Genomic DNA, 23,253 nt, shown 5'->3' on the forward strand with positions numbered 1-23,253 from the left:
CGTTCCGTTCCGTAAGCCGTGGACTGTGTGCCGGAAGATCAGCCGCCGAGCTGGGACGCGGCGGTCTTGATGTTCTGGGCGAAGGTGCTCACCTCGGTGTAGACACCGGGCTTGCCGGGCCGGGCGCAGCCGTCGCCCCAGCTGACGATGCCGACCTGGATCCACTGGCCGGCGTCGTCCTTGCGGAACATCGGGCCGCCGGAGTCGCCCTGGCAGGTGTCGACGCCGCCGGTGTCCACCTTGCCCGCGCAGATCTCCTCGCTGGGGACGAGTTCGTCGTACGCCGACCCGCAGGTGGCGTCGTCGACGAACGGCACGGTGGCCTTGAGCAGGTAGCGCTGCTGGGCGCCGCCCTCGCGGGCCGCGCCCCAGCCGGCGACGGTGAAGTCGCCCTTGTTGTACGCGGTGGTCTCGGCGATCTTCAGCGTGGGCTGGTTGATCGGCTTGGCGAGCTTGATGAGGGCCCAGTCCTTGCCGGTGCCGTTGTAGCCGGGGGCCTGCAGGACGCGGGTGGACTTGACCTTGACGGCGCTGGAGCTCTGGAGGTCGACGACGCCCGCGGTGGCGGTGATGGAGGTGTCGGCGCCGCTGCCGTCCACACAGTGGGCGGCGGTGAGCACGATGTCCTGGGTGTAGAGCGCGCCGCCACAGCCCATGGAGAGCCGGACCATGAAGGGGAATTCACCCTGGGCGGCGCGGGTGCCGCCGACGACGGAGGGGCCGGGCTCGGGACCGGTGGGCTGGGCGGTCGCGGTGCCCGGGGCGAGGCTGAACGCGGCGAGGGCGACCGCGCCGAGGGCCGCGGATCTCTTCAGGTGCTTCAGAGCGTTTCGCAACGGAATTCCTCTCGTGGGGGGTTGCGCAAAAAATGTCAGGCCCATGCCAAATGACAAGGCCTGCGTATGCCCTGCGATTATGTGAAGTCCGTGAACAGCCTGACAAGGGTCGGGTTCCGGCCAAGCGCAGGTCGCGCCGCTGCTCACACGCCCCGTCATACGCCCCGTCACACCCCGCGCGGCCTCCGCGCCGCCGCGCCCGGCCGCCCGTACAGTGGGCACGTGGCGGCACCGGGCAGCGACATCGAACACGGCTATCCGCACCTGGACACGGTCCGGGCCGCGATCGCCGCGCTCTACCGGCGGCTCTCCCGCGACACGGTGGACACCTTCGGGCTCAGCGTGGCCCCCGGCGACGTCGCCTTCGCCGACCAGGACGATCTGCACCTGGGCGTCCAGCGGGTGGCCCGGGTGATGGTGGGGCACATGCGGCTGCCGGACGCCCGGATGATCGTGAGCTTCCGCGAGATGCGGCACGCGGGGAACGTGGAGCTGGCGGCCGGACCGGAGTACTTCATCGAGCTGAACTCCCGCTTCAAGACCCACCGCCGCGACATCGGGGCGGCCCTCGCCCACGAGGTCACCCATGTGTATCTGCACCGGCTCGACCTGGCCTTCCCCGGCACCCGCGACAACGAGATCCTCACCGACACCACGGCCGCCTACCTCGGCACCGGCTGGCTGCTGCTCGACGCGTACCGCCAGGACGCGGTCACCAGCCAGAAGCTGGGCTATCTGACGCCGGAGGAGTTCGGCTACGTCCTCGCCAAGCGGGCCCGGCTCTTCGGCGAGGACCCGGCGCCCTGGTTCACCAGCCCGCAGGCGTACGAGGCGTACGCCAAGGGGCTGGAGCTGGCGCGGCGCGACGAACGGCAGCCGCCGCTCGCCGCGGCCGGGTGGACGGGCCGCCACCGGTACGCCAGGGACCGCCGTTCGGCCCAGTCCGGTCACCCCTCCCCCACCGGCGGGGACTACGCCTTCGAAAGCGGTCCGCCGTTCAGCGTGTCGTTCCCCTGCCCGACCTGCCGTCAGCGCATCCGGCTCCCGGTGCGCGGCAGGCTGCGGGCGCGCTGCGGACTGTGCCGTACGGCCCTGGAGTGCGACACCTGAGCGGCCGTGACGGGGGCGGGGCGACGCCGGGGCGCGCTCCACGTCGTACCCTCGCGTGCATGAGCCCCTCCATCGCCACCACCACCCGTGTCGCCCGGGACGAGCTGCTGGAGTTCGTCCGCCCGCGCCACCGCGCCATCCTGATGACCCGCCGGACCGACGGCTCCCCGCAGGCATCCCCGCTGACCTGCGGCGTCGACGACTCGGGCCGTATCGTCATGTCCACCTACCCCGAGCGGGCCAAGGTCCGCAACGCCAAGCGCGACGCGGCCGTCAGCCTGATCGTGCTGTCCGACGAGTGGAACGGCCCGTGGGTCCAGATCGACGGCACCGCCGAGGTGATCGACACCCCCGACTCGGTCGAACCGCTGGTCGAGTACTACCGCAACATCGCCGGTGAGCACCCGGACTGGGACGAGTACCGCTCGGCGATGCGCAAGCAGGGCAAGTCGCTGATCCGGGTCACGCCCGACCGCTGGGGCCCGATCGCCACCGGCGGATTCCCCGCCCGGCTGGTGGAGGGCGAGGAATAAGGGCCGGTCGCCCGTTCCCGATCCGCGGATACGGGAAACGCCACGCGGCGCCCGCCCCCAGTCGGGTGGGGGAGGCGCCGCGCGGCCGGTCCGTACGCCGTTGTACGGGCGGAGACCTGGAAGAACTGTCAGACCATGAGGGCCCGGTCGGTGGGACGGATCGGGGCGGGCAGGGCGCTGGCCCCGGCCAGGTAGCGGTCCACGCCGCGCGCCGCGGAGCGGCCCTCGGCGATGGCCCAGACGATCAGCGACTGGCCGCGGCCCGCGTCACCGGCGACGAAGACACCGGGCACATTGGTCGCGAAGTCGGCGTCGCGCGCGACGTTGCCGCGCTCGTCCAGCTCCAGGCCGAACTGCTCGACGAGGCCGTTCTCCCGGTCGGTGCCGGTGAAGCCCATGGCCAGGGTGACCAGCTGGGCCGGGATCCTGCGCTCGGTGCCCGGCTTCTGCTCCAGCTTGCCGTCCTTGAACTCCACCTCGATCAGGTGCAGCCACTGGACATTGCCGTCCTCGTCGCCCTCGAAGTGGGTGGTGGAGACGGAGTAGACCCGCTCGCCGCCCTCCTCGTGGGCCGAGGTGACCTTGTAGAGCATCGGGAAGGTGGGCCAGGGCTGGCCCTCGCTGCGCTCCTCGCCCGGCTTGGGCATGATCTCCAGCTGGGTGACGGAGGCGGCGCCCTGCCGGTGGGCGGTGCCGACGCAGTCGGCGCCGGTGTCACCGCCGCCGATCACCACGACGTGCTTGCCCTCGGCGGTGATGGGGGGCGTGGTGAGGTCGCCCTCCTGCACCTTGTTGGCGAGCGGCAGGTACTCCATCGCGAAGTGGATGCCGTTCAGCTCGCGGCCCGGGACCTTCAGGTCGCGGGAGGTGGTGGCACCGGCCGCGATGACGACGGCGTCGTACCGCTTGCGCAGCTTGGCCGCGTCGATGTCGCGCCCGATCTCCGTCTCGGTGCGGAACTTGGTGCCCTCCGCGCGCATCTGCTCGATGCGGCGGTTGATGTGGCGCTTCTCCATCTTGAACTCGGGGATGCCGTAGCGCAGCAGCCCGCCGATGCGGTCGGCCCGCTCGTAGACGGCGACCGTGTGGCCGGCGCGGGTCAGCTGCTGGGCGGCGGCGAGTCCCGCCGGGCCCGAGCCGATGACGGCGACGGTCTTGCCGCTGAGCCGCTCGGGGGGCTGCGGGGTGACGTCGCCCGCGTCCCACGCCTTGTCGATGATGGTGACCTCGACGTTCTTGATGGTCACCGCGGGCTGGTTGATGCCGAGGACACACGCGGACTCGCACGGGGCGGGGCACAGCCGCCCGGTGAACTCCGGGAAGTTGTTGGTCGCGTGCAGCCGCTCGCTGGCCTCGCGCCAGTCCTCGCGGTAGGCGTAGTCGTTCCACTCGGGGATGAGGTTTCCGAGCGGACAGCCGTTGTGGCAGAACGGGATGCCGCAGTCCATGCACCGGCCGGCCTGCTTGCTGATGATCGGCAGCAGCGAACCGGGGACGTAGACCTCGTTCCAGTCCTTGACCCGCTCGTCCACCGGACGCGTCTTCGCGACCTCGCGGTCGGTGGTCAGGAAGCCCTTGGGGTCAGCCATTGGTCGCCGCCTCCATCATCTTCTCGGTGGTCTCGGACTCGGAGAGTCCGGCTCGCTCGGCGGCGTCCTTGGCGGCGAGCACGGCCTGGTACGTAGCGGGGATGATCTTGCTGAAGCGGGTCAGGGCGCGGTCCCAGTCGTCGAGCAGCGCGGCCGCGACGGTGGAGCCGGTCTCCTCCTGGTGGCGGCGCACGGCGTCGTGCAGCCACTGCTTGTCGGTGTCGTCCAGCTCGCCGAGGGCGTCGAGGAGAGCGCCGTTGACGTTGTCCCGGTCGAGGTCGATGACGTACGCGATGCCACCGGACATGCCGGCCGCGAAGTTGCGCCCGGTCGGGCCGAGGACGACGGCCCGGCCGCCGGTCATGTACTCGCAGCCGTGGTCGCCCACGCCCTCGGAGATCACGGTCGCGCCCGAGTTGCGGACGCAGAACCGCTCGCCGACCTTGCCGCGCAGGTACATCTCGCCGCCGGTCGCGCCGTACGCGATGGTGTTGCCCGCGATGGTCGAGTACTCGGCCAGGTGGTCGGCGCCCCGGTCCGGGCGGACGATCACGCGGCCGCCGGACAGGCCCTTGCCGACGTAGTCGTTGGCGTCGCCCTCCAGCCGCAGCGTGACCCCGTGGGGCACGAACGCGCCGAAGGACTGGCCGGCCGAGCCGGTGAAGGTGATGTCGATGGTGTCGTCCGGCAGGCCCGCGCCGCCGAACTTGCGGGTCACCTCGTGGCCGAGCATGGTGCCGACGGTCCGGTTGATGTTGCGGATCGCGACCTGGGCCCGGACCGGCTGGGCGTCCTCGGCGGAGTCTGCGGCCAGCGCGTCGGCCGCGAGCTTGATCAGCTCGTTGTCCAGCGCCTTCGCCAGGCCGTGGTCCTGCTCGACCACCTGGTGGCGGACCGCGCCGTCGGGCAGCTCGGGGACGTACAGCAGCGGGGCGAGGTCCAGACCGCGGGCCTTCCAGTGCCGCACGGCCCGGCTGGTGTCCAGCAGCTCGGCGTGGCCGATGGCCTCGTCGAGGGTGCGGAAGCCCAGCTCGGCGAGGAGTTCGCGGACCTCCTCGGCGATGAACCGGAAGAAGTTGACCACGAACTCGGCCTGGCCGCTGTAGCGCTCGCGCAGCACCGGATTCTGGGTGGCGATGCCGACCGGGCAGGTGTCCAGGTGGCACACGCGCATCATCACGCAGCCGGAGACGACCAGCGGCGCGGTCGCGAAGCCGAACTCCTCGGCGCCGAGCAGCGCGGCGATGACCACGTCGCGGCCGGTCTTCAGCTGGCCGTCGGTCTGCACGACGATGCGGTCGCGCAACCCGTTGAGCAGCAGGGTCTGCTGGGTCTCGGCGAGGCCCAGCTCCCAGGGGCCGCCCGCGTGCTTGAGCGAGGTGAGCGGCGAGGCGCCGGTGCCACCGTCGTGGCCGGAGATCAGCACGACGTCGGCGTGGGCCTTGGAGACGCCCGCGGCGACGGTGCCGACGCCGACCTCGGAGACCAGCTTGACGTGAATGCGCGCCTTGGGGTTGGCGTTCTTCAGGTCGTGGATCAGCTGGGCGAGGTCCTCGATGGAGTAGATGTCGTGGTGCGGCGGCGGGGAGATCAGGCCGACGCCGGGCGTCGAGTGCCGGGTCTTCGCCACCCACGGGTAGACCTTGTGGCCGGGCAGCTGGCCGCCCTCGCCGGGCTTGGCGCCCTGCGCCATCTTGATCTGGATGTCATCGGAGTTGACCAGGTATTCGCTGGTCACGCCGAAGCGGCCGGAGGCTACCTGCTTGATGGCGGAGCGCCGTGCCGGATCGTACAGCCGCTCGGAGTCCTCGCCGCCCTCACCGGTGTTGGACTTGCCGCCCAGCTGGTTCATGGCGATGGCCAGGGTCTCGTGCGCCTCCTGGGAGATGGACCCGTAGCTCATGGCGCCGGTGGAGAACCGCTTGACGATCTCCTCGACCGGCTCGACCTCCTCGATCGGGATCGAGGGCCGCTCACCGTCCTTGAAGGAGAACAGGCCGCGCAGCGTCATCAGCCGCTCGGACTGCTCGTTCACCCGCTCGGTGTACTTCTTGAAGATGTCGTAGCGGCGCGCGCGGGTGGAGTGCTGGAGCCGGAAGACCGTCTCCGGGTCGAACAGATGCGGCTCGCCCTCGCGCCGCCACTGGTACTCGCCGCCGATGTCCAGCGCGCGGTGCGCGGAGGGAACGCCGGTGGCCGGGTACGCCTTGGCGTGCCGGGCGGCGACCTCCTTGGCGACGATGTCCAGGCCCGTGCCGCCGATCTTGGTGGCGGTGCCGTGGAAGTAGGTCTCCACGAAGGACTCGTCCAGGCCGACGGCCTCGAAGACCTGGGCGCCACGGTAGGAGGCCACGGTGGAGATGCCCATCTTGGACATCACCTTCAGCACGCCCTTGCCGAGCGCCTTGATCAGGTTCTTGATCGCGGTCTCGGCCTCCATCTCCGGCAGGAAGGTTCCCGCGCGGACCAGGTCCTCGACCGACTCCATCGCCAGGTACGGGTTGACGGCCGCGGCACCGTAGCCGATGAGCAGCGCGACATGGTGCACCTCGCGCACATCGCCCGCCTCGACCAGCAGCCCCACCTGGGTGCGCTGCTTGGTGCGGATGAGGTGGTGGTGGACGGCGGAGGTGAGCAGCAGCGAGGGGATCGGCGCGTGCTCGGCGTCCGAGTGGCGGTCGGAGAGCACGATCAGCCGGGCGCCGTCCTCGATGGCGGCCTCCGCCTCGGCGCAGATCTCGGCCAGCCGCGCGGCGAGCGCGTCGCCACCGCCGCCGACCCGGTAGAGACCGGAGAGGTTGGCGGCCTTCAGGCCCGGCATGTCGCCGTCGGCGTTGATGTGGATGAGCTTGGCCAGCTCATCGTTGTCGATCACCGGGAAGGGCAGGGTGACGCTGCGGCAGGAGGCCGCGGTCGGCTCCAGCAGATTGCCCTGCGGGCCCAGCGAGGAGATCAGCGAGGTGACCAGCTCCTCGCGGATCGCGTCCAGCGGCGGGTTGGTGACCTGCGCGAACAGCTGGGTGAAGTAGTCGAACAGCAGCCGCGGCCGGTCGGAGAGGGCGGCGATCGGCGAGTCCGTGCCCATCGAGCCGATCGGCTCGGCGCCGGCCTTGGCCATCGGCGCGAGCAGGACCCTCAGCTCCTCCTCGGTGTAGCCGAAGGTCTGCTGGCGGCGGGTGACCGAGGCGTGGGTGTGCACGATGTGCTCACGCTCGGGCAGGTCCGCCAGGTCGATCAGCCCGGCCTCCAGCCAGTCGCCGTAGGGCTGCTCGGTGGCCAGCTCGGCCTTGATCTCGTCGTCCTCGATGATCCGGTGCTCGGCGGTGTCCACCAGGAACATCCGGCCCGGCTGCAGCCGGCCCTTGCGGACCACCTTGGCCGGGTCGATGTCCAGGACGCCGACCTCGGAGGACAGCACGACCAGCCCGTCGTCGGTGACCCAGTAGCGGCCCGGCCGCAGGCCGTTGCGGTCCAGTACGGCGCCGACCTGGGTGCCGTCGGTGAAGGTGACGCAGGCCGGGCCGTCCCAGGGCTCCATCATCGTGGCGTGGTACTGGTAGAAGGCGCGCCGGGCCGGGTCCATCGAGGGGTGGTTCTCCCACGCCTCGGGGACCATCATCAGCACCGAGTGCGGCAGCGAGCGGCCGCCGAGGTGCAGCAGCTCCAGGACCTCGTCGAAGGTCGCGGAGTCGGAGGCGTCCGGGGTGCAGAGCGGGAAGATCCGGTCCAGCCCCTTGTCCCCGAACAGGTCGCTGACCAGCTGGGATTCGCGCGCCCGCATCCAGTTGCGGTTACCCTGCACGGTGTTGATCTCACCGTTGTGGGCGACGAAGCGGTACGGGTGGGCCAGCGGCCAGCTCGGGAAGGTGTTCGTGGAGAACCGGGAGTGGACCAGCGCGATGGCCGTGGCGAAACGGCGGTCGGACAGATCCGGGAAGAACGGCTCCAGCTGACCGGTGGTCAGCATCCCCTTGTACACCAGGGTGCGGGAGGACAGCGACGGGAAGTACACGCCGGCCTCGCGCTCGGCGCGCTTGCGCAGCATGAACGCCTTGCGGTCCAGGGCCAGCCCGCTGCTGGTCCCGTCCGCGACGAAGAGCTGGCGGAAGACGGGCATGGTGGTGCGCGCGCCGTTGCCCAGCAGCTCGGGCGCCACCGGCACCTCGCGCCAGCCGAGGACGGTCAGCTCCTCCTCGGCGGCGAGCCGCTCGATGTGCTCCACGGCCGTGTCGTCCCCTGCCTCGGGGAGGAACGCGATGCCCACGGCGTAGGAACCGGCCTCGGGAAGCTCGAAGTCGGTCACGTCCCGCAGGAAGGCGTCCGGGACCTGTACGAGAATGCCCGCGCCGTCGCCCGAGTCGGGCTCCGAACCGGTGGCTCCGCGGTGCTCAAGGTTCCGTAGAACGGTGAGAGCCTGCTCAACGAGCTCGTGGCTGGCCTCGCCGGTGAGGGTCGCCACAAAGCCGACGCCACAGGCGTCGTGCTCATTGCGCGGGTCGTACATCCCCTGTCGGGCGGGGTGGGATGCGGAACGCATCGGCTCTCCCGTCGTCGTCATGGCATTGTGCGTGTGCCGAGGGACGACGTTGGCCCTCCGCGAGAATTTCGTGCAGGTTACATGATGAGCCGGTTCTCGGGAAGTGGATATTCCGTTTCACCATGCGGACACCCCTGCACGGGGTAAGTCGGGCGATGGGGACTGTTCGTCCACCATCGCCGTGGCGCGAGACGGGCCACACTGCCCGAGCGCTTCGGCTTTATGCCCGCTGGTAAATGGATCGAAACCGTCGAGTAACAGCGCAATGATGCGGTCACTCGCATGAGAGGCGGCTGAGGGGTCAGCCTACGGCCGTGCCGAAGAATGCGCCGAGGGCATATGTCACACCCGCCGCCGCGCCGCCCAGCGCGAGCTGCCGCAGTCCGCTGAACCACCAGGGCCGGGCCGTCACCCGGGCCACCACCGCGCCGCAGGCGAACAGCCCGATCAGCGCCAGCAGCACCGCGGGCCACAGCTCCACCGCGCCCAGCAGATACGGCAGCACCGGCAGCAGCGCGCCCAGCGCGAACGAACCGAACGAGGACACCGCGGCGACCAGCGGCGACGGCAGATCGTCCGGGTTCACGCCCAGCTCCTCACGGGCGTGTATCTCCAGCGCCTGCTCCGGGTCCTTCGACAGCTGCGCGGCCACCTCGCGGGCCAGCGCCGGCTCCACACCCCGCGATTCGTACAGCGCCGCCAGCTCCGCCATCTCGTCCGCGGGATGCTTGCGCAGCTCACGCCGCTCGACCTCCAGCTCGGCCTCGACCAGCTCGCGCTGGGAGGCGACGGAGGTGTACTCGCCGGCCGCCATCGAGAACGCGCCGGCGGCGAGCCCCGCCAGCCCGGTGATCACGATGGTCTGCCGGTCCACGGCCCCGCCGGCGACGCCGGTCATCAGCGCGAGGTTCGAGACCAGCCCGTCCATGGCCCCGAAGACGGCCGGGCGCAGCCAGCCGCCGTTCACATCCCGGTGCGTGTGGTTGTCGCGGTGGGCGATATGCGGCGACTCGATGGTGTCGATGACGGACATGGGTGAGGTACTCCCTTCGCGGGCGCAAGCCTGCCGCCCGCGCCCCAATGACTCGAAGGTAGACACGGAATCCCTGGTCGCGCCAGCAAGGAAGGCCGAACTTACCCTTCTGACCTGCGGAAACGTAAAAAGGCCGCCGAAACCCGAGGGGTTCGGCGGCCTCTTGGCGCAGGTGTCAGGGCTTCTTGGTGGCCTCCGCCTCGGCGGGGGCCTCCGCCTCGCCTCCGCCCCCGGCCCGTGCCTCGCTCCCGGCCTTCTCCCCGGCCTCGGCCTTCGTCTCGCTCCCGGCCTTCGTCCCGCCGTCGGTCCCGGACTCGGCCTCGGTGGCCTCCGCGACGTCTCCCGCCGCGCCGGCCTCCACCGCGGCGGGTTCGACGACCGCCTCCCGGCCGGGGGCCTTCTTCGCGGAGATCACCAGGTACGCCACCGCGCCCAGGAAGACGACGATGGACGTCCAGCCGTTGAGCCGCAGGCCCAGGAAGTGATGGGCGTCGTCCACCCGCAGGTATTCGGTCCAGAAGCGCCCGACGGTGTAGGCGGCCACATAGAGGGCAAACGCCCGGCCATGGCCCAGCTTGAAGCGGCGGTCCGCCCAGATCACCAGGAGCGCCACGCCGACGCACCACAGCGACTCGTACAGGAACGTCGGGTGGTACGTGCCGGCGACGCGCCCGGTGGCCGGGTCGGCGTCGATCTTCAGCGCCCAGGGCAGGGTGGTCGGCTTGCCGTACAGCTCCTGGTTGAACCAGTTGCCCCAGCGGCCGATCGCCTGGGCGAAGGCGATACCGGGCGCGATCGCGTCCGCGTACGCCGGGAGCGGGATGCCCCGGCGGCGGCAGCCGATCCAGGCGCCCACCGCGCCGAGCGCGATCGCCCCCCAGATCCCCAGGCCGCCCTGCCAGATCTTGAAGGCGTCGACCCAGTCCCGGCCCGCGGTGAAGTACAGCTCGTAGTCGGTGATGACGTGATAGAGCCGCCCTCCCACCAGGCCGAAGGGCACCGCCCAGACGGCGATGTCGGCAACGGTGCCGACCTGGCCGCCGCGGGCGACCCAGCGCCGCCCACCGAGCCAGACGGCGACGAAAACGCCGATGATGATGCAGAACGCGTAGCCGCGCAGCGGGATCGGACCGAGGTGGATCACGCCGGAAGACGGGCTGGGAATGTAAGCGAGGTTCATGACAGGGTCGACGCTACCGTGCCGGGCGGCGGATGCGGCAACCTGCCCGGCACAACGTGTGGATAACGGGTCTCAGCCCGTGGCCGCCGCGGCGACCATCCGCTTCAGCTTGTTGGGCGACAGCGGGGTCTTCGGACCGTAAATCGACTTTCCGTCCAGCAATACGGTCGGGGTCGAAGCGAAACCGGCACGGTTGAAGTCGGCGTGGGACTTCCTGACCCATCCGTCGTGCCGGCCGTCCTCGACACACTTCTTGAACGCCGCCGTGCTGAGCCCGGGCACCTTGTCCGCCAGCCGGATCAGCCCGGCGTTCTTCGCGTACGCGTCCCGGGTCTCCTCCGGCTGGTTCTTGAACAGCACGTCGTGGTACGCTCGGAACTTCCCCGCGTCCTGGGCGCACGCGGCCGCGTTCGCCGCGCGCACCGAGCCGGTGCCGCCCAGGTTGCCGTCGATGATGGCCACGAGGTGGTACCGCACCCGCATCCGGCCGCGGTCCACCAGCTGGTTCACGGTCCGGTGGAAGACGTCCTCGAACTGCTTGCAGCCGGGGCAGCGGAAGTCCTCGTACACCGTCAGGGTGGCCGGGGCGGTTCGCTTCCCGGCCGGAATGACCAGATCGCCCTTCCCCGTCGCGCCCCGGGGCGGCTCGGCGGAGCTGCCCGACTTCCCCGAGTCCTGGTTCACCTTGGTCGCGAACACGCCCACACCGCCGGCCACCGCGAGGACGGCGACCACCGCCCCGGCCACGCCGAGCGTCCGCTTCCGCTTGCCGCGCGCCCTGTCCTTCTCACGCTGTTCCCGCAGCCGCTCCCGGGCGCTGCGCTTTCCCTCACGGTTTTTCTGGCTCACGCCCTCGCCTAACGAGGCGGAGGGGCACCGCTCGGCCCCTCCGCCCCGTTTTCCCTCTAACGAGGGACTACGCAGCGGCCCTGACGCCTTCCGCCAGCTCGCCCGCCAGCCGGCGCACGCCCTCCAGCCCGGCCTCCGGGCTCTCGGCGTCCAGCAGCCGCTTCACGAAGGCCGACCCGACGATGACCCCGTCCGCGAACGCGGCGACCTCGGCCGCCTGCGCCGGGTTGGACACCCCGAGCCCGACGCACACCGGCAGCGCGGTGACCGCACGGGTGCGCGTGACCAGCTCGCGCGCCTCCTGCCCCACCGATTCCCTCGTTCCGGTGACGCCCATCAGGGACGCGGCGTAGACGAAGCCGCTGCCCGCCGCCGTGATCTTCGCCAGCCGTTCGTCCCGGCTGCTCGGCGCGACCACGAAGACCGTGGCCAGCCCGTGCTGCTCGGCGGCCTTCCGCCACACCTCGGACTCCTCGACCGGCAGGTCCGGCAGGATGCACCCGGCGCCGCCCACCGCGGCCAGGTCCGCGGCGAAGCGCTCGACGCCGTACCGGTCGACGGGGTTCCAGTAGGTCATGCACAGGATCGGCGCGCCCGTGGCGGCGTGCACCTCCCCCACCGTCCGGATCACATCGCGGATCCTCACCCCGCCCTTGAGGGCGATGTCGTCCGCGGTCTGGATCACCGGCCCGTCCAGCACCGGGTCGCTGTGCGGCAGCCCGACCTCGACGACGTCGCAGCCGCCCTCGATCATGGCGGTCATCGCGGCCACGCCGCCGTCCACGGTCGGGAAACCGGCGGGCAGGTAGCCGACGAGCGCCGCGCGGCCCTCGTCCTTGGCCTTGGCCAGTACGGACCCCAGCAGCTCCAGATTTCCGGCCATCACTTGGCTCCCTCGTCGTACAGCCCGAAATACCGCGCCGCGGTGTCCATGTCCTTGTCGCCCCGCCCGGACAGGTTCACCAGCACCAGTCCCTCACTGCCCAGCTCCCGCCCGAGGTCCAGCGCCCCGGCCAGCGCGTGCGCGCTCTCGATCGCCGGGATGATCCCCTCGGTCTGCGAGAGCAGCCGCAGCGCCTGCATCGCCTGGTCGTCCGTGACGGCCCGGTACTCGGCCCGCCCGGCGTCCTTCAGATAGGCGTGCTCGGGGCCGACCCCGGGGTAGTCAAGACCGGCCGAGATCGAATACGGCTCGGTGATCTGCCCGTCCTCGTCCTGCAGCACGTACGAGCGCGACCCGTGCAGAATCCCGGGCTCGCCCAGGCTCAGCGTCGCGGCGTGCTCACCGGACTCCACGCCGTGCCCGGCGGGCTCGAACCCCACGATGCGCACGCTCTCGTCCGGCAGGAACGCGTGGAACAGCCCGATCGCGTTCGACCCGCCGCCCACGCACGCCGCCACCGCGTCCGGCAGCCGCCCGGTGCGCTCCAGGATCTGCCGCCGCGCCTCCACGCCGATCACCCGGTGGAAGTCCCGCACCAGCGCCGGGAACGGATGCGGTCCGGCGACGGTCCCGAACAGGTAGTGGGTGCGGTCCACATTGGCGACCCAGTCGCGGAACGCCTCGTTGATGGCGTCCTTCAGCGTCCTGCTGCCCGACTTCACGGCGATGACCTCGGCGCCCAGCATCCGCATCCGCGCCACGTTGAGCGCCTGCCGCTCGGTGTCGACCTCGCCCATGTAGATCGTGCACTCGAGGCCGAACAGCGCACACGCGGTCGCCGTGGCCACCCCGTGCTGGCCGGCGCCGGTCTCGGCGATGACCCGGGTCTTGCCCATGCGCCGGGTGAGCAGGGCCTGCCCCAGCACGTTGTTGATCTTGTGCGATCCGGTGTGGTTCAGGTCCTCCCGCTTCAGGAAGACCCGCGCACCCCCGGCATGCTCGGCGAACCGCGGCACCTCGGTCAGGGCACTGGGCCGCCCCGTGTAGTTGACCAGCAGATCCTCGAGCTCGGCGGCGAAGGCCGGGTCGGCCTTCGCCTTGGCGTACTCCGCGGCGACCTCATCGGCCGCGGCGACGAGCGCCTCGGGGATGAACTTGCCGCCGAACGCACCGAAATACCCCTCGGTGCTGGGGATCTGACCCTCGGGGTCCGGAATGAAGAAATCAGAGGACATCAGACGTACTCCGCGAAGTCGTGATGAACGGAACGGTCCACCGGACGGGTGGCCGCCTACGCAACGGGAGGGGACGGGGCCGCGGGGGCGGCCGGACGCCGGCGTGGACGCGGCGGCGCCGTGGCACCGCGCTGTCAGCGCATGCGACAACGCGCCGTCAGCGCACCGGTGACGAACCCCGGCGCATCCCGCGACACCCCGTCCTCAACGCCATCGGCGCCCGTTGACCTGTCCGGGCTCGCATCCGATGTGATAGCGCACGCGACGCCCCCGCACCCGTCGGGCGGGTGCGCGGCAACCCCGGGGGCGGCACCCCCGCGCCAGGCGCGCGTACACGTCCATGTTCCTCAGTCCCGCCCGTGCCGCAGCGCCGGATGAGCGCCCGCCGCCACCAGGTCGGCGACCGCGCCCTTGGGGTCGCGGCCCGTCACCAGGGACTCCCCCACCAGCACCGCGTCCGCGCCGTCGTTCGCGTAGGCGATCAGGTCGTGCGGCCCGCGCACACCCGATTCCGCGATCTTGACGATGTGGTCCGGGATCTCCGGTGCGACCCGCGCGAAGGTCCCCCGGTCCACCTCCAGCGTCTTCAGGTTGCGCGCGTTGACGCCGATCAGCCGCGCCCCGGCGGCCACGGCCCGCTCGACCTCGTCCTCGTCGTGCACCTCGACCAGCGGGGTCAGCCCGATCGACTCGGCCCGCTCGATCAGCGAGACCAGCGCCTCCTGCGGCAGCGCGGCCACGATCAGCAGCACCACGTCGGCGCCGTACGCCCGCGCCTCCCACAGCTGGTAGGAGGTGACGATGAAGTCCTTGCGCAGCACCGGGATGTCGACCTTGGCCCGGACGGCCTCCAGGTCGGCCAGCGATCCGCCGAAGCGCCGCTGCTCGGTGAGCACGCTGATGACCGACGCGCCGCCCGCCTCGTAGTCGGCGGCGAGCGCGGCCGGGTCGGCGATCGCGGCGAGCGCGCCCTTGGACGGGCTGGACCGCTTGACCTCGCAGATCACCTTGACGCTGTCGCCCTTGAGGGCCGCCACGCCGTCCTTCGCCGGCTGGGCCCTGGCCGCCCGCTCCTTGAGCTCGTCGAGGGTGACGCGCGCCTGCCGCTCCGCGAGGTCGGCACGGACACCGTCGATGATCTCGTCGAGCACACTCACGCGAGCGGCCCCCTTCCGGGACGGGGATGGAGCTTCTGGTCGAATGCGATGGTAACTGTCAAAGGACCGAGGTCCCGCATCCGGTTGACGCCGCGTCCCACCACGTGGTCGTACGCGCCGTCACGTACAACAAGGGTCAGGGTGCCAGTAGTCCCCCGAAGGGGAAATTCCGGATGACGGTGAAGGCGAGGACCGCGCCCCCGATGGCCCAGGCGTGCCACGCCCGCCACGTCCACGCCGCGCGGCGCCGCCGCCACCCCAGAGCCCGGGCGCACCACACCGCCCACGCCACGCAGAACACGCCCGCGCACGCCACGACCAGCGCGTTGTCGCTCAAGCCGCGCAGCAGCTCGCCGTGCGCGAGGGCGTGGGCGCCGCGCAGCCCGCCGCATCCGGGGCAGTAGAGGCCGGTCAGCCGGAACAGCGGGCAGACCGGGTAGTGGCCGGGCTGATGGGGATCGACGGCGCCGACATACCCGAAGGCGGCGACGACACCGGCGAGCACGCCCAGCGGAGCGAGGAGCCGGCGCGCCGCGGAAGTCAGGACCACATCGCCGAGTCTCCCCGGAAAACCACGAAGGCGCAGCTCAGGACCGTGCCCGATGACCCGTACGGGCCAAAAGGCACCGGCCCCGCGCCGCGCCCGGGCCGCGTCACTCCTGGGTCTGCACCTGCTTCTCGCCCACCATCCGCAGCGGCTTCCCCTTCGGGGCGCCGAGCCCGGCCGCGCGCATCCCCAGGGTGACGACACCGCCGAGGAGAGCGATGACCATGCCCGCCCAGAAGCCGAGCGGGTTCGCCAGCACGGTGAACGCGCCGGAGACGCAGAAGCCGATGAAGGCGATGGTGACACCGGTCCAGGCGGCCGGGGTGTGCCCGTGGGCGTTGGACATGAATACTCCTCGTAGCTCTACACAGCGCCTGGGTCCGGGCGCGTGGGGCGAAGCTCCCACGCCATTGTCCCCGATGCCGGAAGCGCCCTTGAGCGGGGGTGCCCACCGGGTGCGCACCGGCTGTCCACCCGCTGTCTACCGCGAAAGCGTCGGGTCCTCGCCCCGGTCCAGGGCCTTCCACAGCTCCTCGGGGCGGTCCGGGTCGGGTGCGGCGGGGGCGCGGCGCCCGCGCCGGGCCCCCTCCGCGCCGGCCCGCTCGTACCGCCCGGACATGGCGGGCCAGTGGCGCCCGTACGCCAGCGCGAGCACGCCCGCGAGCAGCAGCAGCACACCGCCCGCCAGGGCGACCCATGGCCAGGGCGTGTACGTCACGTCGTGGATGGCGCTGCCCGCCACGCCGGTCACCTTGGACGCCTTCTCCTTGAGCGCCGCCTTGTCGGAGGCCCCGAGGGCGGCGCTGATGACGATGCCCGTACCGCTGAGGGCGAGCAGCAGGGAGACGACGACGCGGCCGACGCGCCGTACGGCGAAGACGGCCACCAGCGCGGCGAGGCCGACGACGGCGAGGGCACCGGGCAGCCCGGTGATGTCGTCGCCGTTGGCGCTCTGCGCCAGGGAACCCTGGGCGACGCTGGCCGTGCCCTGGGCCCATTTGCGGCTGGTGGCGAGCAGGACCAGTGCCGCGCCGAGCGCACCGCACAGCAGCGCGACGGCGAGGCTGCCGCGCGCCGCTCGGCGGCCGCGCGCGGCGGGGGCGGAGGGCTCGTTCTCGGCCCAGGGCGGGGGTACGGCTGCTGCACTCACGCCTACCACTATCCCCCACGCCGAACCCACGCCCGCCCGAGGGCCGCCCGGGGGGCGGGGACGGGGCGGGCGCGGGGCTACCCCTGCCGGCCGCCCAGGCGGTTGGCCGCGTGCACCGCTCGCAGCACCGCCGCCGCCTTGTTGCGGCACTCCGCGTCCTCGGCCACCGGGTCGGAGTCGGCGACGACACCGGCGCCCGCCTGCACGTAGGCCGTGCCGTCGCGCAGCAGCGCGGTGCGGATGGCGATGGCGGTGTCCGAGTCGCCCGCGAAGTCGAGGTAGCCGACGCAGCCGCCGTACAGCCCGCGCCGGCTGGGCTCCAGCTCCTCGATGATCTGCATCGCGCGCGGCTTGGGGGCGCCGGAGAGGGTGCCCGCGGGGAAGCAGGCGGTGAGGACGTCGTAGGCGGTGCGCCCCTCCGCGAGCCTGCCGGTGACGGTGGAGACGATGTGCATGACATGGCTGTAGCGCTCGACCGACATGAAGTCGACCACCTCGACGCTGCCGGGTTCGCAGACCCGCCCCAGGTCGTTGCGGCCGAGGTCGACCAGCATCAGGTGCTCGGCCCGCTCCTTGGGGTCGGCCATCAGCTCCTCGGCGAGGGCGGTGTCCTCCTGCGGGGTGGCGCCACGGGGCCGGGTACCGGCGATGGGGTGCAGCATGGCGCTGCCGTCCTCGACCTTGACCAGCGCCTCGGGGCTGGAGCCCACTACGTCGAAGCCCTCGAAGCGGAAGAGGTACATATAGGGGCTGGGGTTGGTGGCCCGCAGCACCCGGTAGACGTCGAGCGCGCTGGCCGAGCAGGGCGTCTCGAAGCGCTGCGAGGGGACGACCTGGAAGGCCTCGCCCGCGCGGATGCGCTCCTTGATGTCGTCGACGGCCGCCATGAAGTCCGGGCCGCCCCACAGCGCGGTGTACTCGGGCACCTCGGACGGGGGCAGGACGGTGGGGTCGGTGGGGACGGGCCGTACGAGATCGGCGGCCATCGCGTCGAGCCGGGCCACCGCGTCCGCGTACGCCTCGTCGACGCCGGTGTCGAGGTCGTTGTGGTTGATCGCGTTGGCGATCAGCAGCACCGTGCCGTCCCAGTGGTCGAGCACCGCGAGGTCCGAGGTGAGCAGCATGGTCAGCTCGGGGAGCCGCAGATCGTCCCGCCCGTGCTCGCCGATCTTCTCCAGGCGGCGGACGACGTCGTAGCCGAGGTAGCCGACCATGCCGCCGGTGAAGGGCGGCAGATGGACGAGGCCGCCCAGGTCACGCGGGGTGTGCAGGGTTTCGACCGTGGCGCGCAGGGCGGCGAGCGGGTCGCCCTCGGTGGGGACGCCGACGGGCGGGGTGCCCAGCCAGTGGGTGCGGCCGTCGCGCTCGGTGAGGGTGGCGGCGCTGCGGACGCCGACGAAGGAGTAGCGGGACCAGGAACGGCCGTTCTCGGCGGACTCGAGCAGGAAGGTGCCCGGGCGCTCGGCGGCGAGTTTGCGGTAGAGGCCCACCGGGGTGTCGCCGTCCGCGAGCAGCTTGCGGGTGACGGGGATGACACGGCGGTCGGCCGCCAGCTTGCGGAAGGTCTCGAGGTCCATCGTGGCAGCGTCCTGGGTCATGGCTGGGGAGCCTAGTGGGCGGATCGTGGGGCCGGGCGCGGCCGCAGGGCGCGCTACTGGCCCAGCGGGAGGACGTCGGCGTCGAAGCAGGTGCGGTCGCCGGTGTGGCAGGCGGCGCCGGTCTGGTCCACCCGGACGAGCACGGTGTCGCCGTCGCAGTCGAGCGCGACGGACTTGACCAGCTGGATGTGGCCCGAGGTGTCACCCTTGACCCAGTACTCCCGGCGGCTGCGGCTCCAGTAGGTGCAGCGGCCGGTGGTGAGGGTGCGGTGCAGCGCCTCGTCGTCCATCCAGCCGAGCATCAGCACCTCGCCGGTGTCGTACTGCTGGGCGATGGCGGGGACGAGGCCGTCGGCGCCGCGCTTGAGGCGGGCGGCGATGGCCGGGTCGAGGGCGGAGGGACGATCGGAGCCGGTCATGCGACCATTCTGCACTGCCGGGGGGACCGGGCCCGATGGTCGGGATACGGGGGTGATGGGGCATGCTTCGGGCATGACGTTTCCGCCGCCGTCGCACGACCCCAACAGGCCTGGAAACGGCGGGGGGTTCGGTCCGCCGCCGCAGCCGCAGCAGGAGCCACAGCCTTCACAGCGGCAGCCGGAGGGTTTCGGTCCGCCGATCGATCCGGTCCCCTCGGCGCAGCCCGGTCCGCCCGCGCTCCGCGGCGGCTTCGGACCGCCCCCGCCGCCCCTGCCGCCCCCGGGCGCGCTGCCTCCGGGCGCGCTGCCTCCAGGGGCGCTGCCTCCGGGCGCGTCTGCGGGGATGCCTCCGGGCGGTCCGCGGCCCGGCACCGGCCGTTCCCGGACCGCCGCGATCGTGAGCGGCGTGGCGGTGGGTCTGGCGGTGGTCGCCGGGGTGGCGTTCTTCGGCACGCGGGACGACGGCGGCGACGACAAGGCGGCCGGCGCGCCCCCCACCTCGAACCGCCCCCTCTCGCCGTCGGCCGCCGCGTCCGCCTCGGCGGGTGGTACGGAGGACCCGGGCCAGGGCGCGCCGCTGGGCGGCGGGGACGACCAGGCTCCGCCGTCCCCCGAGGCCTCGGAGTCCGCCTCGTCCGACAGCCGGATGCCGTATGCCGTGCTCAAGCCGGGCACCTGCTTCGACCATCCGGCGATGGACAGCAGCGTGACGAGGATCGAGAAGCGCTCGTGCGACCGCGCGCACGACGGCGAGGTGATCTCCAACGAGACGCTGAGCGGGGACTTCGCCTCCGAGCGGGCGCTCCAGCGCAAGGCGCTCTCGCTGTGCGCGGCGGACGCCGAGAAGCGGCTGAAGAGCGTCCCCAACGACGGCCGGGAGTATTACTACTACGCCCTCTACCCGGCCCTGGGCACCTACACGGAGCACGGCAAGGACCGGGTCTCGTGCGCGCTGACGGTGAGCACGGGGAAGGACGGCGCCAAGCTGAAGGAACCCATACCGCGGTAGCGCCCTCCGGGGCGCTTCGTGGCCTTCTCGTGGCGGGCGGCGCGCGTCGGCCGTAGGGTGGGCGGTATGTCCACTCACGCGAAGCGCGAACGCCTGCTCCTCGCCGATCTCTTGGAGAACGCGGGCCCCGACGCCCCGACGCTGTGCGAGGGCTGGACCACCCGCGATCTGGCGGCCCATCTCGTGGTGCGCGAGCGCCGCGCCGACGCGGCCGGCGGCCTGGTGATCAAGCCGCTGGCGCAGCGGCTGACCCGGGTGCAGGCCGAGTTCACCGCGAAGCCGTACGAGGAGCTGGTGCGGCTGTTCCGCACCGGCCCGCCGCGCATGTCACCCTTCGCGATGAAGCAGGTGGACGAGGCGGCCAACACCGTCGAGTTCTACGTGCACGCCGAGGACGTCCGCCGTGCGCGGCCGGACTGGACGCCGCGCGAGATCGACCCCGTCTTCGCCGACGCGCTGTGGTCCCGCACCGAGCGGGTCGCGCGGGTGTTCGGCCGCAAGTCCCCGGTCGGCCTGGTGCTGCGGCGCCCCGACGGCCGCACGGCCGTCGCCCACCGCGGTGTCCCGGTGGTCACGTGCACCGGCGAGCCCGGCGAGCTGGCGCTGTTCCTGTACGGGCGGCAGAAGGCGGCCCGGGTCGAGCTGGACGGCGACAAGGAGGCGGTGGCCGCGGTGCGGGAGGCCAAGCTCGGCGTCTGAGGCTTCCGAGCATCCGCGGCATCCGCGGCGGCTGAGCCGCGCGCCGTCACTGCGCGCTGCCGAGGTTGAGCGTGATGACGCCGCCGATCACCAGGGCCACGCCCAGCGCCTTCACCGCGGTGAGCGGTTCGCCCAGGAAGAGCAGACCGATCAGCACGATCAGTGCCGTGCCGAGGCCCGACCACAGGGCGTACCCCACGCCGACCTGCATCCCGTCGTGGATCGCCCGCGCCAGCAGGAAGCACGCCACCGCGTACGAGGCGAGGCAGGCCAGGGCGGGCCCGGGGCGGGAGAAGCCCGCGGTGGATTTGAGGAGACTGGTGCCGATCAATTCGGCGGTGATGGCGGCCAGAAGGAGGAGGTAGGCCATGCCGACAGTCTCCGAGCGGCGGGAAGTACCCGTCAAACCTGTCGGCAGGGGCCTGAGACCCCCGAAATGTGTCGCTCGCCCTTGCCCGGCCGGCCAGGCGCCGCGTAGCGTCGCCGACCGTGCGTACGCCCCTCCCCCCGCTGCCCGGCCTGCTGGCCTACGAGGCGACCGCGCGGCTCGGCAGCATCACGGCGGCCGCCGATGAGCTGGGCCTGTCGTCCTCGGCGGTGAGCCAGCGCATCCGGGTGCTGGAGACGCGTCTGGGGATCGCCCTGTTCGAGCGCCAGGCGCGCAGCATCCGGCTGACGCCGATGGGCCAGGCGTATCTGCCCACCGTCCGGGGCGCGTTCGACGATCTGTCGGCGGGCACCACCGGGCTGTTCGGCCCGGCGGCCGGGCGGGGCCGGCTGACCGTACGGGTGCAGGTCTCGTACGCCATGACCTGGCTGATGCCCCGCCTCCAGGACTTCCACGACTGCTATCCGCACATCGACCTGCGGGTGGTGACCGCGATCTGGGCGAACGAGGTGCCGCCGCACGAGGTGGACCTGGAGATCCGTCACGGCAACGGCCGCTGGGCCGGGTTCACCGCCGATCTGCTGCACGAGGACCAGGCCGTGGTGGTCGGCTCCCCCGCCCATCTGGAGGCGTACGGCCCGCTGACCGGGCCCGCCGACCTGGAGCACCGGCCGCGGGTGCACGTCATCGGCTACGACGACCTCTGGCAGCGGCTGTTCCCGCACACCCCGCCGCCCTCGCGGGGCGCCGAGGCGACCATCACGCTCGACACCACCGTGGCCGCGACCCAGTTCGCCGCCACCGGGCTGCACTGCGCCCTGGTCCCCGAGCGCTTCGCGCGCGCCGCCGTCCGCGACGGCCGGCTCGTCGTGCTGCACGACCGTCTGGTGCCGTTGCGCCAGTCCCACTATCTGCTGCGGCGCGAGGGCGAGGCCCATATGACCCCGGAGGGGCGCACGTTCGTCCAGTGGCTCATCCGCCAGGACATCGAGGACCCACCGCTCCAGCCGGGAGGCTAGTACGTTCTAGGGATTCCTGGGGGCCGGCCCCGGCCGCTGCGAACCGGGCACCGGCGAAATCCACTACCCCGCCATCGCCCGCGCCCTCCGCGACCTCGGCTACACCGGCGTCGTAGCCCTCGAATCCTGGGCCCGCACCGACCCCGACACCGCCCTGACCGCCTTCCGTACCGCTTTCACGCCCTGACGGGTGCCATCGAGAAGCCGCAAGCCGTGGTTTGTCGCTGATCAGACGCCCGGACTCGCTCGCCGCTCTTCAGCGAAGGCCTGTGCGTTGAGGACGAGGCCACCGGGACCCCGGAGGAGTCGGCCGGGCACAGCGGCTGCGCACCACGATGCCCATCAGCAGAGCTTCATCGCCAACTCGGTCGGCTTCCCCGTCCGTCACGAGGCGACGGTCAGGGTGGGGTAGTCGGTGTAGCCCGTCTCGCCGCCCACGTACATCAGGTACCGGTCGCGGACCGGGTTGAGAGGAGCGCCGGTGCGGAGGCGGTGGACGAGGTCGGGGTTGGCGAGGAAGGGGCGGCCGAGGGCGATGAGGTCGGCGCCCTCGGCCAGGAGGTGTGTCGCCCGGCGGAGACCGCCGTCGGCGGGGATCGCGGCGCTGGGCAGGTGGGGATTGGCGATCAGCGTTCCCGTCCATGTCCTGCGGATCTCCTGGAACACGGGGTCTTCCGGTTCGGCGCGGACGATGTGCGCATAGGCCGGGCCGATGTCGGCCAGCGCCTCGATGAGGGCGGGGTAGATGTGCGCGGTGTCGCCCTCCTCGATGCCGTTGACGGTGGAGTGGGGGGAGATCCGCACGCCCACCCGCTCGGGGCCTATCGCGTCGGCGACGGCGCGGACCGTCTCGGCCACGAATCTGATGCGGCGGCCGACCGGGCCGCCATAGGCGTCGGTGCGGCGGTTGGTGTTCCCTGCCAGGAACTGGTGGAGGAGATGGCCGTTGGCGGAGTGCACCTCCACCCCGGCGAAGCCCGCGGCGACGGCGTTACGGGCGGCGGCCGCGAAGTCGGCGATGGTGGTGCGGATGTCGTCGGGGGACATCTCGCGCGGTACGACGGCCTCCTGATGACCGTTCGGGGTGAAGATCGTCTCGGGGAGCGGGACCGGGGAGGGGGCCACCGGGGTCAGTCCGCTGGTGGCGGGGTGGCCGACCCGGCCGCCGTGCTGGAGCTGGAGGAACATCCGGCCGCCCGCCGCGTGCACGGCGTCGGTGACGCGCCGCCAGCCGGCCACGTGGGCCTGGTTGTGGATCGCGGTGATGTTCGGGTAGGTCTGGCCTTCCGCGTTGGGGGTGGATGCCTCGCCGATGATCAGCCCGGCGGAGGCGCGCTGGGCGTAGTAGGTGGCCATGATCGGCAGCGGTACGCCGTCGGCGGCGGCGCGGTTACGGGTCAGCGGGGCCATCACCAGGCGGTTGGGGAGGTCGAGGGGGCCGAGGCGGGCCGGTTCGAAGAGTGCGTTCGTCATGCCGGTACC

At 72.0% G+C, this 23,253-nt stretch carries 22 protein-coding genes; 5 read left to right on the top strand and 17 right to left on the bottom strand.

Features of this window, described 5'->3' with window-relative positions; translation table 11 throughout:
• Positions 1 to 38: 38 nt before the first annotated feature.
• Positions 39 to 836 (bottom strand): trypsin-like serine protease, encoded by a 798-nt coding sequence (locus ASC60_RS24240; RefSeq protein ID WP_055554368.1) that lies wholly within the window; start codon positions 834 to 836, stop codon positions 39 to 41.
• 222 nt (positions 837 to 1,058) lie between these two features.
• Between ASC60_RS24240 and ASC60_RS24245 the strand changes: the two genes are divergently transcribed.
• Together ASC60_RS24245 and ASC60_RS24250 are read left to right on the top strand one after the other, a co-directional pair.
• Positions 1,059 to 1,946, top strand: a complete 888-nt coding sequence (locus tag ASC60_RS24245) for a hypothetical protein (RefSeq protein WP_055554370.1) — start codon at positions 1,059 to 1,061, stop codon at positions 1,944 to 1,946.
• Between the two features lie 59 nt (positions 1,947 to 2,005).
• The gene (locus ASC60_RS24250) at positions 2,006 to 2,479 is read left to right on the top strand and encodes a PPOX class F420-dependent oxidoreductase (protein ID WP_055554372.1); all 474 of its coding nucleotides are present in this window, start codon (positions 2,006 to 2,008) and stop codon (positions 2,477 to 2,479) included.
• Between the two features lie 128 nt (positions 2,480 to 2,607).
• Here ASC60_RS24250 and ASC60_RS24255 read toward each other — a convergent pair whose 3' ends face one another.
• The 14 genes from ASC60_RS24255 to hisI all read right to left on the bottom strand — a co-directional run bounded on the left by ASC60_RS24255 (position 2,608) and on the right by hisI (position 18,656).
• Positions 2,608 to 4,068, bottom strand: coding sequence for a glutamate synthase subunit beta (locus ASC60_RS24255; protein ID WP_055554374.1), 1,461 nt, complete (start codon positions 4,066 to 4,068; stop codon positions 2,608 to 2,610).
• Positions 4,061 to 8,605, bottom strand: coding sequence for a glutamate synthase large subunit (gltB, locus tag ASC60_RS24260; protein WP_079038577.1), 4,545 nt, complete (start codon positions 8,603 to 8,605; stop codon positions 4,061 to 4,063). The genes ASC60_RS24255 and gltB overlap by 8 nt, the downstream gene beginning before the upstream one ends.
• Positions 8,606 to 8,906: 301 nt before the next feature.
• On the bottom strand, positions 8,907 to 9,638 hold the full coding sequence (locus tag ASC60_RS24265; protein WP_055554377.1) for a VIT1/CCC1 transporter family protein: 732 nt from the start codon (positions 9,636 to 9,638) through the stop codon (positions 8,907 to 8,909).
• Between the two features lie 175 nt (positions 9,639 to 9,813).
• Positions 9,814 to 10,818: a prolipoprotein diacylglyceryl transferase gene (gene lgt / locus ASC60_RS24270; RefSeq protein ID WP_055554379.1), complete on the bottom strand. Its 1,005-nt coding sequence runs from the start codon at positions 10,816 to 10,818 to the stop codon at positions 9,814 to 9,816.
• Positions 10,819 to 10,890: 72 nt separating this feature from the next.
• On the bottom strand, positions 10,891 to 11,667 hold the full coding sequence (locus tag ASC60_RS24275; protein ID WP_055554381.1) for a thioredoxin domain-containing protein: 777 nt from the start codon (positions 11,665 to 11,667) through the stop codon (positions 10,891 to 10,893).
• Positions 11,668 to 11,734: 67 nt separating this feature from the next.
• Complete coding sequence (trpA, locus tag ASC60_RS24280) at positions 11,735 to 12,550, bottom strand: tryptophan synthase subunit alpha (RefSeq protein ID WP_055554383.1); 816 nt, start codon at positions 12,548 to 12,550, stop codon at positions 11,735 to 11,737.
• On the bottom strand, positions 12,550 to 13,785 hold the full coding sequence (trpB, locus tag ASC60_RS24285) for a tryptophan synthase subunit beta (protein WP_055554385.1): 1,236 nt from the start codon (positions 13,783 to 13,785) through the stop codon (positions 12,550 to 12,552). The genes trpA and trpB overlap by 1 nt, the downstream gene beginning before the upstream one ends.
• 204 nt (positions 13,786 to 13,989) lie before the next feature.
• Positions 13,990 to 14,136 (bottom strand): tryptophan biosynthesis modulator TrpM, encoded by a 147-nt coding sequence (gene trpM / locus ASC60_RS44130; protein WP_370592959.1) that lies wholly within the window; start codon positions 14,134 to 14,136, stop codon positions 13,990 to 13,992.
• Positions 14,133 to 14,942 (bottom strand): indole-3-glycerol phosphate synthase TrpC, encoded by an 810-nt coding sequence (trpC, locus tag ASC60_RS24290; RefSeq protein WP_055554387.1) that lies wholly within the window; start codon positions 14,940 to 14,942, stop codon positions 14,133 to 14,135. Before trpC ends, trpM begins: the two co-directional genes overlap by 4 nt.
• A gap of 136 nt (positions 14,943 to 15,078) precedes the next feature.
• Positions 15,079 to 15,492: a DUF2752 domain-containing protein gene (locus ASC60_RS24295; protein ID WP_234357102.1), complete on the bottom strand. Its 414-nt coding sequence runs from the start codon at positions 15,490 to 15,492 to the stop codon at positions 15,079 to 15,081.
• A 103-nt stretch (positions 15,493 to 15,595) separates the two neighbouring features.
• Positions 15,596 to 15,835: an HGxxPAAW family protein gene (locus tag ASC60_RS24300; RefSeq protein WP_055554389.1), complete on the bottom strand. Its 240-nt coding sequence runs from the start codon at positions 15,833 to 15,835 to the stop codon at positions 15,596 to 15,598.
• Between the two features lie 135 nt (positions 15,836 to 15,970).
• On the bottom strand, positions 15,971 to 16,639 hold the full coding sequence (locus ASC60_RS24305) for a TIGR02234 family membrane protein (RefSeq protein WP_055554391.1): 669 nt from the start codon (positions 16,637 to 16,639) through the stop codon (positions 15,971 to 15,973).
• 77 nt (positions 16,640 to 16,716) lie between these two features.
• Positions 16,717 to 18,216, bottom strand: coding sequence for an anthranilate synthase component I (locus ASC60_RS24310; protein ID WP_055554393.1), 1,500 nt, complete (start codon positions 18,214 to 18,216; stop codon positions 16,717 to 16,719).
• A 74-nt stretch (positions 18,217 to 18,290) separates the two neighbouring features.
• Entirely contained in the window at positions 18,291 to 18,656 is a 366-nt protein-coding gene (hisI, locus tag ASC60_RS24315; protein WP_055554395.1) for a phosphoribosyl-AMP cyclohydrolase, read from the bottom strand.
• A gap of 406 nt (positions 18,657 to 19,062) precedes the next feature.
• Between hisI and ASC60_RS41755 the strand changes: the two genes are divergently transcribed.
• Positions 19,063 to 19,665 carry a hypothetical protein gene (locus ASC60_RS41755; RefSeq protein WP_159043303.1) on the top strand — a complete coding sequence of 201 codons (603 nt, stop codon included), beginning with the start codon at positions 19,063 to 19,065 and terminating at the stop codon, positions 19,663 to 19,665.
• A gap of 66 nt (positions 19,666 to 19,731) precedes the next feature.
• Positions 19,732 to 20,364 carry a TIGR03085 family metal-binding protein gene (locus tag ASC60_RS24325; RefSeq protein ID WP_055554402.1) on the top strand — a complete coding sequence of 211 codons (633 nt, stop codon included), beginning with the start codon at positions 19,732 to 19,734 and terminating at the stop codon, positions 20,362 to 20,364.
• A gap of 46 nt (positions 20,365 to 20,410) precedes the next feature.
• On the opposite strand, the gene ASC60_RS24330 is transcribed toward ASC60_RS24325, so the two are convergent.
• Complete coding sequence (locus tag ASC60_RS24330; protein ID WP_055554404.1) at positions 20,411 to 20,734, bottom strand: multidrug efflux SMR transporter; 324 nt, start codon at positions 20,732 to 20,734, stop codon at positions 20,411 to 20,413.
• Between the two features lie 119 nt (positions 20,735 to 20,853).
• Here ASC60_RS24330 and ASC60_RS24335 point away from each other — a divergent pair, with 119 nt between their 5' ends.
• Positions 20,854 to 21,771: a LysR substrate-binding domain-containing protein gene (locus ASC60_RS24335; RefSeq protein ID WP_055554406.1), complete on the top strand. Its 918-nt coding sequence runs from the start codon at positions 20,854 to 20,856 to the stop codon at positions 21,769 to 21,771.
• 384 nt (positions 21,772 to 22,155) lie between these two features.
• On the opposite strand, the gene ASC60_RS24340 is transcribed toward ASC60_RS24335, so the two are convergent.
• Positions 22,156 to 23,244 (bottom strand): alkene reductase, encoded by a 1,089-nt coding sequence (locus tag ASC60_RS24340; protein ID WP_055554408.1) that lies wholly within the window; start codon positions 23,242 to 23,244, stop codon positions 22,156 to 22,158.
• Positions 23,245 to 23,253 lie beyond the last annotated feature (9 nt).

Origin of the sequence: Streptomyces sp. NBRC 110028, from assembly GCF_001417735.1 — a bacterium.
GTDB lineage: Bacteria > Actinomycetota > Actinomycetes > Streptomycetales > Streptomycetaceae > Streptomyces.